Source organism: Limnochorda sp. L945t, from assembly GCF_035593305.1.
In the GTDB taxonomy this organism is placed as follows: domain Bacteria; phylum Bacillota; class Limnochordia; order Limnochordales; family Geochordaceae; genus Carboxydichorda; species Carboxydichorda subterranea.
Genome location: NZ_CP141615.1, coordinates 2,601,811 through 2,615,708, shown reverse-complemented (window position 1 = coordinate 2,615,708; position 13,898 = coordinate 2,601,811). Strand labels below are relative to the sequence as shown.

General features: G+C 71.7%; 12 protein-coding genes and 1 riboswitch. Of the genes, 10 read left to right on the top strand and 2 right to left on the bottom strand.

The genetic code is table 11. From position 1 onward, the window contains the following. The gene (hemL, locus tag U7230_RS12085; protein WP_324716089.1) at positions 1–1,329 is read left to right on the top strand and encodes a glutamate-1-semialdehyde 2,1-aminomutase; all 1,329 of its coding nucleotides are present in this window, start codon (positions 1–3) and stop codon (positions 1,327–1,329) included. A gap of 52 nt (positions 1,330–1,381) precedes the next feature. Here hemL and folE read toward each other — a convergent pair whose 3' ends face one another. Next, positions 1,382–2,008, bottom strand: coding sequence for a GTP cyclohydrolase I FolE (gene folE / locus U7230_RS12080; protein ID WP_324716088.1), 627 nt, complete (start codon positions 2,006–2,008; stop codon positions 1,382–1,384). Between the two features lie 136 nt (positions 2,009–2,144). On the opposite strand from folE, the gene U7230_RS12075 reads away from it, so the two are divergent. The 3 genes from U7230_RS12075 to U7230_RS12065 are packed head-to-tail and all read left to right on the top strand — an operon-like array spanning position 2,145 to position 4,097. Beyond that, complete coding sequence (locus U7230_RS12075; RefSeq protein WP_324718240.1) at positions 2,145–2,339, top strand: MoaD/ThiS family protein; 195 nt, start codon at positions 2,145–2,147, stop codon at positions 2,337–2,339. Positions 2,340–2,381: 42 nt separating this feature from the next. Beyond that, positions 2,382–3,314, top strand: a complete 933-nt coding sequence (locus U7230_RS12070) for a TIGR00269 family protein (protein WP_324716087.1) — start codon at positions 2,382–2,384, stop codon at positions 3,312–3,314. Between the two features lie 30 nt (positions 3,315–3,344). Then, positions 3,345–4,097 (top strand): class I SAM-dependent methyltransferase, encoded by a 753-nt coding sequence (locus U7230_RS12065; protein ID WP_324716086.1) that lies wholly within the window; start codon positions 3,345–3,347, stop codon positions 4,095–4,097. A gap of 16 nt (positions 4,098–4,113) precedes the next feature. Here U7230_RS12065 and U7230_RS12060 read toward each other — a convergent pair whose 3' ends face one another. Next, on the bottom strand, positions 4,114–5,736 hold the full coding sequence (locus tag U7230_RS12060; RefSeq protein ID WP_324716085.1) for a gamma-glutamyltransferase family protein: 1,623 nt from the start codon (positions 5,734–5,736) through the stop codon (positions 4,114–4,116). A 333-nt stretch (positions 5,737–6,069) separates the two neighbouring features. Then, positions 6,070–6,267, top strand: a riboswitch (cyclic di-AMP (ydaO/yuaA leader). 214 nt (positions 6,268–6,481) lie between these two features. Between U7230_RS12060 and U7230_RS12055 the strand changes: the two genes are divergently transcribed. The 6 genes from U7230_RS12055 (at position 6,482) to U7230_RS12030 (ending at position 13,893) form a co-directional block, all read left to right on the top strand. After that, complete coding sequence (locus U7230_RS12055; protein WP_324716084.1) at positions 6,482–7,603, top strand: NAD/NADP octopine/nopaline dehydrogenase family protein; 1,122 nt, start codon at positions 6,482–6,484, stop codon at positions 7,601–7,603. Between the two features lie 57 nt (positions 7,604–7,660). Then, positions 7,661–9,400, top strand: a complete 1,740-nt coding sequence (locus tag U7230_RS12050) for a cobalamin-dependent protein (RefSeq protein ID WP_324716083.1) — start codon at positions 7,661–7,663, stop codon at positions 9,398–9,400. Continuing rightward, on the top strand, positions 9,393–11,114 hold the full coding sequence (gene asnB / locus U7230_RS12045) for an asparagine synthase (glutamine-hydrolyzing) (RefSeq protein ID WP_324716082.1): 1,722 nt from the start codon (positions 9,393–9,395) through the stop codon (positions 11,112–11,114). Before U7230_RS12050 ends, asnB begins: the two co-directional genes overlap by 8 nt. 137 nt (positions 11,115–11,251) lie before the next feature. After that, positions 11,252–11,857, top strand: coding sequence for a 30S ribosomal protein S4 (rpsD, locus tag U7230_RS12040; RefSeq protein WP_324716081.1), 606 nt, complete (start codon positions 11,252–11,254; stop codon positions 11,855–11,857). Between the two features lie 179 nt (positions 11,858–12,036). Beyond that, positions 12,037–12,837, top strand: a complete 801-nt coding sequence (locus U7230_RS12035; RefSeq protein ID WP_324716080.1) for an electron transfer flavoprotein subunit beta/FixA family protein — start codon at positions 12,037–12,039, stop codon at positions 12,835–12,837. A gap of 27 nt (positions 12,838–12,864) precedes the next feature. Then, complete coding sequence (locus U7230_RS12030; protein ID WP_324716079.1) at positions 12,865–13,893, top strand: electron transfer flavoprotein subunit alpha/FixB family protein; 1,029 nt, start codon at positions 12,865–12,867, stop codon at positions 13,891–13,893. Positions 13,894–13,898 lie beyond the last annotated feature (5 nt).

Below are 13,898 nucleotides of genomic sequence, written 5' to 3'. Positions count from 1 at the left end.
GTGGAAACCCCACAGTGGTGGGAACGAGCCCGCAGAGTCATGCCGGGTGGCGTCAACAGCCCGGTCCGGGCGTTTCGGGCGGTAGGGGGTACCCCGGTGTTCGCCGCACGAGGCGAGGGGCCTTACGTCTGGGACGTGAGCGGCCGCCGCTACGTGGACCTGGTGCAGTCGTGGGGGGCGCTCATCCTGGGCCACGCCCACCCGGCCGTCGTGGAGGCGGTGCAGCGGGCCGCCGCGTCGGGCACCAGCTTCGGGATGCCGACCACCGCCGAGGTGGAGCTCGCCGAGCTGATCGCCTCGGCGCTACCGTCCGTCGAGATGGTGAGGCTGGTCAACTCCGGCACCGAGGCCGTCATGAGCGCCGTGCGGTTGAGCCGGGCAGCGACCGGCCGCCGCTACGTGGTGAAGTTCGAGGGGTGCTACCACGGCCACTCGGATGCGATGCTGGTCAAGGCCGGCTCCGGGGCGGCCCTGTACTCGGCCGGCGGAGGAGCAGCCCCCACCTGGGCGGGAGCAACCTCCGTCTCGCCGGCCTCCCCCGGAGTGAGCCCCGGCGCGGCCGGTGAGACGCTGCTTGCACGTTACAATCACCTCGAAGACGTGGAGGCGCTCTTTTCCCGCTGGGGCCAGGAGATCGCCGCCGTGATCGTGGAGCCGGTGGCCGCCAACATGGGGGTCGTCCTGCCCAAACCGGGTTTCCTGGAGGGCCTGCGCGCCATCACGCGCCGTAACGGGAGCCTGCTGATCTTCGACGAGGTCATCACGGGCTTCCGGGTGGGATGGAGCGGAGCGCAGGGCCGCTTCGGCGTCCAACCGGATCTCACCTGCCTCGGCAAGATCATGGGGGGTGGGCTTCCCGCCGGCGCGTACGCGGGCCGCCGGGAGCTCATGGAGCTGGTCGCCCCGCAGGGTCCCGTGTACCAGGCCGGCACCCTCTCGGGCAACCCCATCGCGGTCGCGGCGGGGCTTGCGACGCTCCGGGAACTCCAGAGGGAGGAAGGGATCTACGAGTGCCTGGAGGCCCGTGCGCGGCGGCTGGCGGACGGGCTGCGCCAGGCAGCGAAGGAGGCCGGGGCCTGCGTCTCCGTCGTCCAGGTCGGCGCGATGCTGGGATTATCGTTTCGCGCCCAGGCGCCCCAGGACTTCACCGAGGCGCAGGAAGGCGACGCCGGCGCTTACGCGCGCTTTTTCCACGCCATGCTGGAGCGCGGGGTGCACCTGGCCCCGGCCATGCTGGAGGCCATCTTCCTGTCCACGGCCCACGACGAGCGGGTCACCGGCGAAGTGACGGAGGCTGCCCGGGCAGCGTTCGCCGCAGCCGCAGGCTGAGCCGGCGGCGCCGGTGCGCGGGCCGTGAAGCGCCCGCGCGGGACAGCACGCCTCAGGAGCGCAGCTGGGCGATGACCTGTTCCCGCTCGGCAGGATCCGAGGCGAACAGCCCGCGCACCGCCACCGTCACGACTCGAGAGCCGTGAGCCCGCACGCCGCGCATGACCATGCACAGGTGCTCCGCCTCCACGACCACCGCCACGCCGCGCGGCGCAAGGCGCGCCTCGATGGCGTCGGCGAGCTGGCGGGTCAGGCGCTCCTGTACCTGCGGCCGGCGCGCATAACCCTCCACGAGGCGTGCAATCTTGGAAAGCCCGGTGATGCGCCCCTGGTCGGGCAGGTACGCCACGTGGGCGCGCCCGATGAACGGGATCAGGTGGTGCTCGCACATCGAGTAGAGGGGGATGTCGCGCACGATCACCAGATCCCCGGCTCCTTCCTCCTCGAGCACGGTGAGCTGCTCGGCCGGATCGGAGCCGAGCCCGGAGAAGAGCTCCAGGTACATGCGGGCCACCCGTTCAGGCGTCTGGGCCAGGCCCGGGCGGCCCGGATCCTCGCCGATGTTGGCCAGGATGGTTTTCACGGCTTCCTCCAGCCGCCTGAGCCGCCGCTTCAGCCCGGGCGGCTGCCTGGACCCGGCCCCTCGGCCTCCGGTGGTCGCTTCCATGGCGGTGTCCATCGTGCTCGTGACGCCTCCCACCCGCCCCCTCGTCTCGGCCGGACAAGGCATTGTAGCACGCCACGGCTCGTTTGACGGGCCAGGTGATGAAGGCTATTGTTTGAATCGCCAGAAGGAGGGAGGCGGGCTCTTGAAAGTGCTCATCCGCATTCCCAAACGGCAGGAGCACGTGATGCGAGGACCGCGTACGGTTCAGAGCATCCTGGAAGAGCTGCGCATCAACCCCGAGACGGTCATCGTCATCCGGGGGCAGAGCCTCCTCACCCGGGACAGCGTCGTGGAAGACGCCGACGAGATCGAGGTACGGCCTGCCTTGTCGGGCGGCCGCTGAAGCCGGCGCCCAAGGGGTCGTGAGAAGCGGTGGTGCCATCGGATGAAGTGCGTCAAGTGCCGCGGCCCGGCGGTGGTCGAGGTGTCTCGCCATCACGCCGCGTTTTGCCGGGACCACTTCGTGGAACACGTGCTGCGCCAGGTGCAGCGGGCCATCGAGGACGAGGGGATGCTCGCCCCCGACGACCGGATCCTGGTGGCCGTCTCGGGCGGTAAGGACAGCCTGGCGCTGTGGGACATCCTCCACCGCCTGGGATACCGGCCCGACGGGCTGCACGTCCAGCTCGGGATCGGAGCGTACTCGGAGGAGTCGGCGGCCAGGACCCGGGCGTTCGCCGGGGAGCGGGGGCTGACCCTGCACGTGGTCTCCGTCGCCGAGGAGATCGGGTTCGGCATCGGGGAGCTCGCCCGGCGCACCCGCCGCATCCCCTGCTCGGCGTGCGGCATGACCAAGCGGCACCTGTTCAACCGCTTCGCCCGGGAGCACGGCTACACCGTGGTGGCGACGGGACACAACCTGGACGACGAGGCCGCCACGCTGCTCGGCAACGTCCTCCACTGGCAGCTCGACTACATGGCCCGCCAGTCGGCGGTCATGCCGGCGACCGAAGAGGGGCTGGTGAAGAAGGTGAAGCCGCTGGTGCGCCTGGCCGAGCGGGAAGTGGCCGCCTACGCCGTGCTTCAGGGGATCGACTACGAGGTGGACGAGTGCCCCATGGCGGCCGGTGCCACCTCTCACCTGTACAAGGAGGTGCTCAACCGCCTGGAGCACGTGGCGCCGGGCACCAAGCAGCAGTTCGTCTTCGGCTTCTACGAGCGGGGCCGGCGCCACTTCCCCAAGGAGCCCGTGCGGCTGCAGGCGTGCCGTGTCTGCGGCGAACCGACCCCCGGCGAGGTATGCGCCTTTTGCCGGTTGACGGAGCGGGCCAGGGCCGCAGCCTCGGGGAGGAGCGCCTCCTCGGGGAACGGCCGGTGACGGCAAAGCCCCAGCGAAGGCAGGTGCGCCATGGCCTGGTACGAGGAACTCTTCGACGAGACGTACCTCGCGACCTATGACCCGCTCCTGACCGCGGAGTACACCTCCGAGCAGGTGGATGGCCTCGAGCGGCTGCTGGAGCTGAGCCCGCCGGCCGACATCCTGGACATGCCGTGCGGGCAGGGGCGCCACTCCATCGAGCTCGCCCGCCGCGGGTACCGGGTGACCGGGGTCGACCTGTCGGCCTACCTGCTCGACGTGGCGCGCAGGCGGGCGGAGGAGGCGGGGCTGCGCGAGGAGGCCGTCGAGTGGGTGCGCCAGGACATGCGCGACTTCCGGCGGCCGCAGGCGTTCGACGTGGCCATCAACCTGTTCAGCTCTTTCGGGTACCTGGAAGACGAGGCGGAGGACGCCCGGGTGATGGCGGCGTTTTACGAGAGCCTGCGGCCGGGCGGCCGGCTCGTGATGGAGATGATCCACAAGTACTGGCTGATCCGGTCGGGGAGCGAGCAGGTCTGGGTGGAGACACCGGGTGCCTTCACGCTGGAGAGGGTACGGTACAACGTGCTCACCGACCGCACCGAGACGGACCGGGTCGTCATCCTGGACGGCGGCCGGGTGGAGCGCCGCCGCTTCTCCATCCGCCAGTACAGCCTGGTGGAGCTGGCCAGGATGGCCAGGGAGGTCGGTTTCGAGCTGGCGGGGGCGTACGGGACGCTCAACGGGGAAGAGCCGCTGACCCTGGAGTCCCGGAGGCTCGTGGCAGTCTTCAGGCGGCCGTAGCGGTCGCCTCCGGTGGCTACCATCCCGCGGCTTGCCCGTCCTTGCGCGGATCGGAGCCGCCCACGTAGACGCCGCTCTCCGGGTCTCGCCAGACGATCTGGCCGCCTCCGAAGCCGAGCGGCGCCTGCCCGGTCGAGATGGGATGGCCCATCCCGGCAAGCGCCCGGGCGAGCTCCGGGTCGAAGCCCTCTTCCAGCGCCAGGTGGCCGCCGGGCATGACCCGAAAGCGCGGCAGGTCGAGCGCCGCCTGGGGATCGAGCCCGCCGTCGACCAGGGCGGAGACGACCTGCACGTGGCCCTGCGCCTGCATGTCGCCCCCCATCACCCCGAACGCGGCCAGCGGCCGGCCCTTCCGGGTCAGGAACCCCGGGATGATCGTATGGAACGGCCGCTTCCCGGGCGCAAGCTCGTTGGGATGCCCGGGAATCAGGTTGAACCCGGCCCCCCGGTTTTGCAGCGCGATGCCGGTACCCGGCACGACCACCCCCGAGCCGAAACCGTAGAAGTTGGACTGGATGAACGAGACCATCCGCCCCTGCTCGTCGGCCGTGCAGAGGTAGACGGTGCCGCCCGCTGCCGAACGGTCGGGGATGGGCTCGGGGATGGCGTGTCCGGGGTCGATGCGCAGGGCCAGCGCCGCGGCGAAGGCAGGGTCCGTGAAGCGCTCGACCGGGACCGGCGCCCGCCGTGGATCGGCCACGTGCTGATACGCCTCGTGCAGGGCCAGGCGCAGCGATTCGGCCAGCAGGTGGCTCCAGCGGGCATCCGGGAAACGGGAGCCGCCGGCAGCCGGGCCAGCCGGAGCCGGGTCGAAGCGCGAGGCGATGCCGAGGGCCAGCAGGGCCGCCACCCCCTGCCCGTTGGGAGGGAGCTCCCAGACCTCGACGTCCCGGTATCGCGTCGAGAGGGGGTCGACCCACTCCGCCTCGTAGGCGCTCAGGTCTTCCAGGGTCAGGTAGCCGCCGGTGCGGGCGGCATACCGGGCGATCTCCAGGGCGAGCGGCCCGCGGTACATCGCCTCGCCGCCTGACTCGGCGATGAGCCGCAAGGTGCGCGCCTGGTCCGGCTGGCGGACGATCTCGCCGGCCCGGGGCGCCCGTCCCCCCGGCAGGAAAGCCTCTCGGAAGTCCTGGCGCTGCCCGAAGCGGGCGGCAGCCGCCTGCCACAACAGCGCAGTGCGCACCGGCACCGGGTGGCCCCGCTCCGCGTACTCGATGGCCGGCGCCAGCACCCGCGTGAGGGGCATGCTGCCCCAGCGCCTGGCCAGGGCAGCCCAGCCCGCTACGACCCCCGGGACCGTCACGGACTCCCACCCTTCGGTGGGCACCTGCGCCAGGCCCCGGCGGCGCAGGGCTTCGGCGTCGAGCGCGGCGGGCGCCGGCCCGGAGGCGTTGAGGCCGTGCAGGCGCTCTCCGTCCCAGACGATGGCGAAGGCGTCGCCGCCCAGGCCGCACGAGGTGGGCTCCACCACCACCAGGCAGGCGGCGGTGGCGATGGCCGCGTCGACGGCGTTGCCGCCCTCCATCAGGATACGCAGGCCCGCCTGCGCCGCCAGCGAATGGCTGGTGGCGACCAGGCCCCGCTGCGCGAAGACCCGAGCGATGCGGTAGCGCTCCGAACGCGAGCGTCCGGCCGGCACGTTCCGTGACCTCCCTGCCTGGCGGGCGACGGCTGCGAGCGGGCAGCCACGCCGAACGACAGCACCACGGTAACGGCACCATTGTACCTCAGGCCGGTCTTCGCAGCCGGGCCCCGGCGGACAGGGTCGCCCATCCCAAACGGGTCGTGTGTGGGCGTGCCGACGAGCAAGAAAGCGCTCGAGCGAGCCTGTGAGACCACACCGACCATGGACAGCCCGTAGTGGGAACGCACGAGCTGCGCTTGACATCGCGTTTCGAGCCCTGCTAGACTACGGGCAGATGGCTCCTACAACCTAATAGCGCCAGCGGTTGGCCGATGACAGGCCGACCGGCCCACTTGAACGCTGAATTCTCCGGATGCCCTGGGGCTTCCGGGGAAGCGGGGGACCCACTCCGTTACCGGGGCGAATCTGGCCGGCACGACGGCATCCTCCCTCATCCGGGGTCGTCACCCCGGGTGCCGGCCGGACGGGTCAGACTCCTTCGATCCGAGCCCGTCAGCTAACCCCGCAAGCGTGGGAGGAGGAGGTGGGCCCGGCGTGGCATGGATCGCTGCTTTCTAACCTCCGGACCGCTTCGTCTCACCCGAGCCGGGCTCCCTCGCCAGGACGCCTGCGTTCGCGCGCCCTCCCGGCGACGTGACCCAGCGCGGGAGCGCGCGGGCGGGAAGGTGTCCGGCTTTCGGCCGAGTCTCGTTTGCCGCTCTGGCGACTCCATCTCCACGAGGGAGGCGGCACGACAGCCATGGTACCGATGGTCCGAGTGGCCGTGGTAGGAGCCGGTCCCGGAGGGCTGGCCACGGCCGTGAGCCTCAGCCGGATAGGCATGCGCCCGGTGCTCATCAACCGCAGCGCCGACCGGCTACGGCCGCTGTTGGAGCGGCCCGTCATCGAGGTCGAAGGCATCTGGCAGGGCGTCGCGCCCATCGCGCGCGCCTCGACGGGCTTCGACGAGCTGCGCAATGTGGACGTGGTCATCGTGACCACGCCGGCCACCGCTCATGGGGAGCTCGCCGAGCGGATGGCCCCGTTCCTGGACGCGCATCACGTGGTCATCCTGCATCCGGGCCGCACCCTCGGGGCTCTGGAGTTCGCCAGCCGTCTCCAGCGCCTGGGCACCTGCGTGCGGGCGGTGGCGGAGACCGACACGCTCTTGTACACCAGCAGGAGCCCTGCGCCGGGGCGCGTGCGCGTCAGCGGGCTCAAGCGCCGGGTGCGCCTGGCGGCCATCCCGCCCTGGCACGTCGGGGAAGCGCTGGCGTTGATGCGCTACCTGGGCCGGTGCGTGCCGGCGAGAAGCGTGCTCGTGACGAGCCTCAACAACATCGGCGCGATGTTCCACCCGGCGCCCATGGTGCTCAACGCGGGGCGGATCCAGTCGGGGCAGTCGTTCGAGTACTACCGTGAGGGGATCACCCCGGCGGTGGCGTCGCTGGTGCGGGGCCTCGACCGGGAGCGGCTCGCCGTGGCCCGGGCCTGGGGCGTGCAGGCCGAACCGGTCGAGTCGTGGCTGCGGCAAAGCTACGGCCTGCCGCGCTCGCTTCGCACGCTCGAGTCCCTGGTGGCGGCCAACCCGGCGTACGCCGGGGTGATGGCGCCCACGACGCTGCATCACCGCTACCTGCTGGAAGACGTGCCGACGGGGCTCGTACCGCTCACCGAGCTCGGCCGGATGGCAGGCGTGCGCACTCCGCTCATGCACGCGGTCATCGACATGGCCTGCGAGCTGGTGGGCGTCGACCTGCGGGAGCACGGCGGGAGGACGCTCGCCAATTTGGGCTGGCATGGTGCCGGCCCCGAGGAGCTGCGCGAGATGGTGACCGCCGGGCTGCCGGAGCCGCGCGAGGGTCTGCTCCAGGCCCGATAGGGCAAGACGTTGCGTGGATCCAGACGACGGCAGCAATCGAGATGGTGGGGTGACGACATGGTGCGCATGCTGGCCGCCGCCGTGGGCGAGTGCGTCCACGTGGCAGGCGTTTACCGGTTCACCCAGATGGCGCAGGAGGCAGGCTTCACGGTGCACTTCCTGGGGCCTGCCGTGAAGGTGGAGAGGCTGCTCGAGGCGATCCGCACCCAACGGCCCGAGGTGGTAGCCCTGAGCTACCGTCTCACCCCCGAGGCCGGCCGGCGCGTGCTCCGGCAGCTGGGGCGCCGGCTCGAGGAGGAAGGGCTGAAGGAGGGGCGTCTCTTCCTGTTCGGCGGTACACCGCCCGTGGCGGCCGTGGCCCGGGAAGCCGGGTACTTCGAGCGGGTATTCGACGGCACCGGGGACGACCGGGAGACCGCCATCTACCTGAGGCGGCTGTACCGGGCGCTATCGGACCACGGCGTGGAGGGCACCCGGGCTCTCGTGGTCGATGACGGCGGCCTGGACGGCCGGGTGGAATACCCCGAGACCCTGCCCGAGCGGGTCGAGTGGCAGCGGCCCTATCCCATCCTACGGCACCACTTCGGCCTTCCCGACCTCGAGGCCACGATACGGGGGGTGGCGGAGCTCGCCGAGTCGAGGGTGCTGGACGTGATTTCGATCGCCACCGACCAAAACTGCCAGGAGTGCTTCTTCCGCCCGGAGGAGATGGATCCCGAGCAGGACGGGGCCGGAGGAGCCCCTGTCCGCACGGAGGAGGACCTGCGCCGCATCTACGAGGCGAGCCGGCGGGGCAACTATCCCCTGCTGCGGGCCTACAGCGGCACGCGCGACATCCTGCGCATGGCGGAGGTGCTCGCCGCGACCATTCACAACGCCTGGGCAGCGGTGCCCCTGACCTGGTACAGCGCGCTGGACGGCCGCAGCAACCGGCCTCTGGATCAAACCATCCGGGAGGCGCAGGAGGCCTTCGCCTGGCACGCCCAGAGGGGCATCGCGGTGGAGTCGAACGAGTCGCACCACTGGAGCCTGCGGGACGCGCCGGACGCGGTGGCGGTGGCCATGGCGTTCCTGGCCGCGTACAACGCGAAGGCGGCCGGCGTACGCCACTACGTGGCCCAGTACATGTTCAACACGCCTCCGGCGACCTCCCCGGCCATGGACCTCGCCAAGATGCTGGCCAAGGTCGAGCTGATCGAGTCGCTGCACGACGAGCGCTTCGCCACGCTGCGGGAGACGCGCGTCGGGCTGTCCAGCCACCCTGCCGACCTGCTCGTCGCCAAAGGGCACCTGGGGGCCTCGGTGCTGCTGCAGATGGCACTGCGGCCGCACATCGTGCACGTGGTGGCCTTCTGCGAAGCGGATCACGCGGCCACGCCGGCGGAGATCGTGGAGAGCGTCAAGATCGCCAGGGGCGCCATCAAGGACGCGCTGGGCGGCCTTCCGGACATGGCGGCCGACCCCAGGGTGCAGGAGCGCAAGCAGGAGCTCGTCGCAGAGGCCGGGGTGATCCTGGAGGCCATCCGGGAGCTGGCCCCGCAGGGGACGAAAGACCCGTGGGCCGACGCGGGCACGCTCGCCCGGGCGGTGCACGCCGGCATCATCGACGCGCCGCACCTTCGCAACAATCCCGAGGCGCGCGGCGAGGTCGTCACCCGGATCATCGGCGGCGCCTGCAGGGCCGTCGACCCGTCGACCGAGCGCGTCATGCCCGAAGCGGACAGGGTCCGCCGCCTGCTCGACCGGGTGGCCCGGCAGGGTAGGGTCGCGGCCAGGGGGTCGATGCCCGGTGTGTAGCGTCGCAGGTGGGGTGGGCATTCCCTCCCAGGGGGCGGTCCGGGAGATGATCCTGCGAACGGCCTACCGGGGGCCCGATGGGCAGGGCTTCTACCGGGCGCCGGCATCGAGACCCGTGGTCGTGCTGGGCCACGCCCGCCTAGCCATCGTCGACGTGGAACGGGGCGCCCAGCCGATCTCCGATGAGACGGGCCGCACCTGGGTCGTGGCCAACGGCGAGATCTACAACCACCAGCAGCTGCGGCGCCTGCTCGAAGGACGGGGGCACCGCTTTGCCACCGGCGCCGATACGGAGGTCGTGGCGCACCTGCTGGAAGAGGCGCTGGACGGGCCCGTCCCGGAAGAGGCACCGGGGAGGGCAGATGACGGCTTCCCGGCCCCGGCGGAGCGGCTGGCACGCCGGGTCGCCGCGCAAATCGCCCGGCTGCACGGGATGTACGCCATCGGGGCCTGGCGGGATCTGGGGACCGGCCGGGGCGGGTACCTCGTACTCGCCCGGGACCCCGTGGGCATCCGGCCGCTTTACTGGGCCACCGCCGGAGGACGCAGCGTCTACTTTGCCTCGGAGATCAAGGCCATCCGCATCGTCTCCCGGGAGTACCGGGAGTTCCCGCCTGGTGCCGTGGCGGTCTTCGCCGTCGACGGCGCGGGCAACGTGCAGGGGCCGGCGTGGGCCATGCCCCATGACCTGCCCTGGGAGGCGGCCCACCGATCCGGCCGGCAAGACGGTCACCATCAGGCCGCAGTGCATGGGGAGGACGGCTCAGGTGCCGCCATGTGGACGCCGGAGCGGGCGACCGCCCGCCTTCACAAACTCCTGAGCCTGGCGGTCCTGCGGCGGCTCATGGCAGACGTACCGGTCGGAGTGCTGCTCAGCGGCGGGCTCGACTCGAGCCTGGTGGCGGCGCTCGCCCGCGAGCACCACACGGGGCCCCTGCATTCGTTCGCCGCCGGCACGCAAGGGAGTCCGGACCTCGAGGCTTCCCGGGAGGTCGCCCGGATCCTGCAGACGCGCCATCACGTCCGGACCTTCGCCGAGGCCGAGGCCCGAAGGGCGTTGCCCTCGATCATCTATCACCTGGAGAGCTTCGACGCACCGCTGGTGCGCAGCGCCGTGGCCAACTACTTCGTCTTCGAGACGGTCTCGGACCACGTGAAGGTGGCGCTGAGCGGGGAGGGCAGCGACGAGCTGTTCGCCGGGTACGAGAGCCTCGCCGGCCTGGAGGGTGCCCGGCTCGACGCGGAGCTCGGCCGGCTGGTGGGAAACCTGCACCACACCAACCTGCAGAGGGCAGACCGCATGGGGCTGGCCTTCGGCGTCGAGGCGCGGGTGCCGTTTCTGGACATGGACGTCGTCCGTTACGCCTTCCGGCTCCCGGCGCACTTGAAGCGCCGCCGCGTGGGCGACCGGGTGGTCGACAAGTGGGTGGTGCGGGCCGTGGCCGAACGAGCGCCTCTGCCGCCCGGGATTGCCCACCGCCCGAAGGCCAAGTTTTCTCAGGGGAGCGGGGCGGCGGGCCTGCTGCGGCACCTGGCGCAGGAGATGCTGAGCGACGGTGAGTGGCGCCGGCTCCAGGCGCGCTATCCCGAGGAGGTGGCCGGCTCGCGGGAGCAAGCCCTCTACCTGCGCATCTTCCTCGACTACTTCCCGGAGGAGGCGGCCCGCGCCATCATGGGCACGACCCTGAGCGTGGTCCCGGGCGAGGTGGCCTGAGCCGGGCGAGGTGGCCTGAGCCGGCCGGGCCGGCCCGCCCATCGCCCGCGCGCATAGCCGGCCCAGGAAACGGGCAAGGTGCTGGCGGCTCCCACCCACGAGGGGAGCCGCCGGCGCGCTCAGGAGGGATCGTATCCATGGCCCGGACCGTTGCGGCCCGTCATCGGATGTGCAGGCGGGTGGGGGAGCCCCTGTGCGGGCTGCCCGACTGCCCTGCGCTGAAGCGTCCCTATCCTCCCGGACAGCACGGGCGCATCGCCCGCAGGCGCGCCAGCCAGTACGGGCTGCAGCTCATGGAGAAGCAGAAGCTCAAGTTTTTGTACGGCGTCACGGAACGGCAGCTGCGCAACTACTTCGAGCGGGCCACCCGCGCCCGCGGGCGCACGGGCGAACGGCTGCTGCAGTACCTGGAGACCCGCCTGGACAACGTGGTCTACCGGCTGGGGTTGGCGCCCACGCTGCCGGCTGCCCGCCAGCTCGTGGTGCACGGTCACATCCGGGTCAACGGGCGCAAGGTCGATCGACCGGGCTTTGCCGTGCGGCCCAACGACGAGATCACCGTGCGGGAGCGCAGCAAGACCCTCCAGCCTGTCACCCAGGGCCTGGAGCAGCGGGCCGCTCCTCCGCCTTACATGGAGCTCGACCGCGAACGGCTGCGCGGGCGGCTGTTGCGCGTGCCGTCCCGTGAAGAGATGCCGGTCAAGGTCGACGAAAGCCTCGTGGTCGAGTTTTACGCTCGCTGAGGGGATGCCGGCAGGGCTCCGGGGCGGGCCGCTGCAGATGGGTTTGATAGCGATTGCGAAGTGCCGGAGGAACCCTCTCGCCTGCGGCGTACTCCTGGAGCACGGAGTATGGTGGCGGTGATGACCCGGGCCGGCCTTTGCCCGGTAACCTGCCAAACGGAAGGTAGGTTAAGCTCCCGATGCACCTGGTGGTCTGCGTCAAGCAGGTCCTGGACCCCGAGATGTCGCCGCGCGACTTCGCCATCGATCCCGCCACGAAACGCCCGGTAGCCGGGAAGGCGCCGCTCGTGATCAGCACGTTCGACGAGATCGCCGTCGAGGTGGCCCTGAAGCTGCGGGAGGCGGCCGGTAGCGGCACGGTGAGCGCCCTCAGCCTGGGCCCCAAGAGCGCCGACGAGGTGCTGCGCAAGGCCATGGCCATGCAGGCCGACAGGGCCGTGCGCATCGAGCCCGGCAGCCTGGGTGAGCCCGATGCCGTCCAGACGGCCTCCGCCCTGGCGGCGGCCATCCGGGAGCGGCTGTGGCCGGCCGACGTGGTCTTTTTCGGCCGGCAGGCCGGCGACACCGACGGCGGCCAGGTCGGCCTGATGGTCGCGGAGATCCTGGGCCTGCCCGTGGTGACCCACGCGATTGGGGTTCGCCCCGGGGAGGGTGGCAAGCTCCTGGTCGAGCGGGAGACTCGCGACGGCGTCGAGGTCGTCGAGGTGGCGGCTCCGGTCGTGGTGACCGTCACCAACGCGCCCTCCAACGTGCCCCGCATCCCCAAGGTGAAGGACGTGATGGCGGCCCACCGCAAGCCCATCGACGTGGTCGAGCTGCCGGCGCTGCCCGTGCCCGAGGAGTCGAGGCAGTCCTGGGCGGAGATCGCGGACCTGTTCGTTCCGGCCCAGGATCACCGGTGCCGGATGATGGAAGGCGACTCCGTCGAGGCCCGGGTCGACGCCCTCGTCAGGGCCATCCTCGACCTCAAGGTCCTGTGAACCTCACCGGGGAGAAGGGAGATCGCCATGAGCGTCGTCGCCGTCGTGCTGGCTCCGGAAGGCACCCCCGGCTCGGGGGTCGACGAACTGATGGGCTGCGCCGTCGAGGCGGCCCGGGCAACGGGAGGCGAACTCCTGGCCCTGGTGCTCGCCGGCACGGAGCGCACTGCGCTCGCCCCCACCGCCGAACGGCTCTGGCGGCTGGGGGCGCGGCGCGTGTTTGCGGCCGCGGACCCGGCCCTGCGCGACTCGGACGCGGGCGCCCTGGTAGCGGCCCTGGCCGGGCTGGTGCCGGAGACGGGGGCGTCCGTGGCCGTCCTCGACGGGGATCCCCTGGGCGCCCAGGTGGGGCCCCGGCTTGCCATGCGGCTGGGGGCGGCCTCCGTCACCGAGGTGGTGGAGGTCCGAGGGGTGGACGGCCAGATCCTGTGGGTGCGCCCGATTTACGGCGGCAAGGCCATGGCGGCCGTCCGGGCCCGGCGGCCCCGCACGGTGGCGGTCGTGCGGCCCAGGGTGTTTCGCGCGCCTGCCGCGATGCAGGAGGGGCCCGTCCCCGCGGACGCCGTGGTGCACCTCTCGCTGCCGGCCGGCGCGCTCGGAGGGGCGCGGCCGCGCGTCGTGGAGCGGCGTGCCGGCTCTTCCGAGGGGCAGAAGCTCGAAGATGCCAGGGTCATCGTTTCGGGCGGGCGGGGCGTCGGCGGGCCAGAGGGCTTCGAGGCGCTGCGGCGTCTCGCCGAGGTGCTGGGAGGGGCCGTCGGTGCGTCCCGGGCCGCGGTCGACGCCGGCTGGGCGCCGGCTCACCTGCAGATCGGACAGACCGGCAAGATCGTGGCACCGGACCTCTACGTGGCGGTCGGGATCAGCGGCGCCAGCCAGCACCTGGCGGGAGTCTCCGGGGCGCGCCACGTGGTGGCCATCAACAAGGACCCGGAGGCCCCGATATTCCGGGCGGCCGAGTTGGGCCTCGTGGAGGACTACCGCAAGGTGCTGCCGCTCCTGACCGATCGCCTGGCACAGGCGCTCGGGCGAGGCGGCGATGCGGCCCGGGCCTCCTGACCCGG

What these genes read in the sequence shown, in the direction of transcription:
- U7230_RS12050 (WP_324716083.1), top strand. Translation starts at nt 7,661, where the DNA reads ATGGTGCGCATGCTGGCCGCCGCCGTGGGCGAGTGCGTCCACGTGGCA.
- folE (WP_324716088.1), bottom strand. Translation starts at nt 2,008, where the DNA reads ATGGACACCGCCATGGAAGCGACCACCGGAGGCCGAGGGGCCGGGTCC.
- U7230_RS12065 (WP_324716086.1), top strand. Translation starts at nt 3,345, where the DNA reads ATGGCCTGGTACGAGGAACTCTTCGACGAGACGTACCTCGCGACCTAT.
- U7230_RS12055 (WP_324716084.1), top strand. Translation starts at nt 6,482, where the DNA reads ATGGTACCGATGGTCCGAGTGGCCGTGGTAGGAGCCGGTCCCGGAGGG.
- U7230_RS12030 (WP_324716079.1), top strand. Translation starts at nt 12,865, where the DNA reads ATGAGCGTCGTCGCCGTCGTGCTGGCTCCGGAAGGCACCCCCGGCTCG.
- U7230_RS12035 (WP_324716080.1), top strand. Translation starts at nt 12,037, where the DNA reads ATGCACCTGGTGGTCTGCGTCAAGCAGGTCCTGGACCCCGAGATGTCG.
- rpsD (WP_324716081.1), top strand. Translation starts at nt 11,252, where the DNA reads ATGGCCCGGACCGTTGCGGCCCGTCATCGGATGTGCAGGCGGGTGGGG.
- U7230_RS12070 (WP_324716087.1), top strand. Translation starts at nt 2,382, where the DNA reads ATGAAGTGCGTCAAGTGCCGCGGCCCGGCGGTGGTCGAGGTGTCTCGC.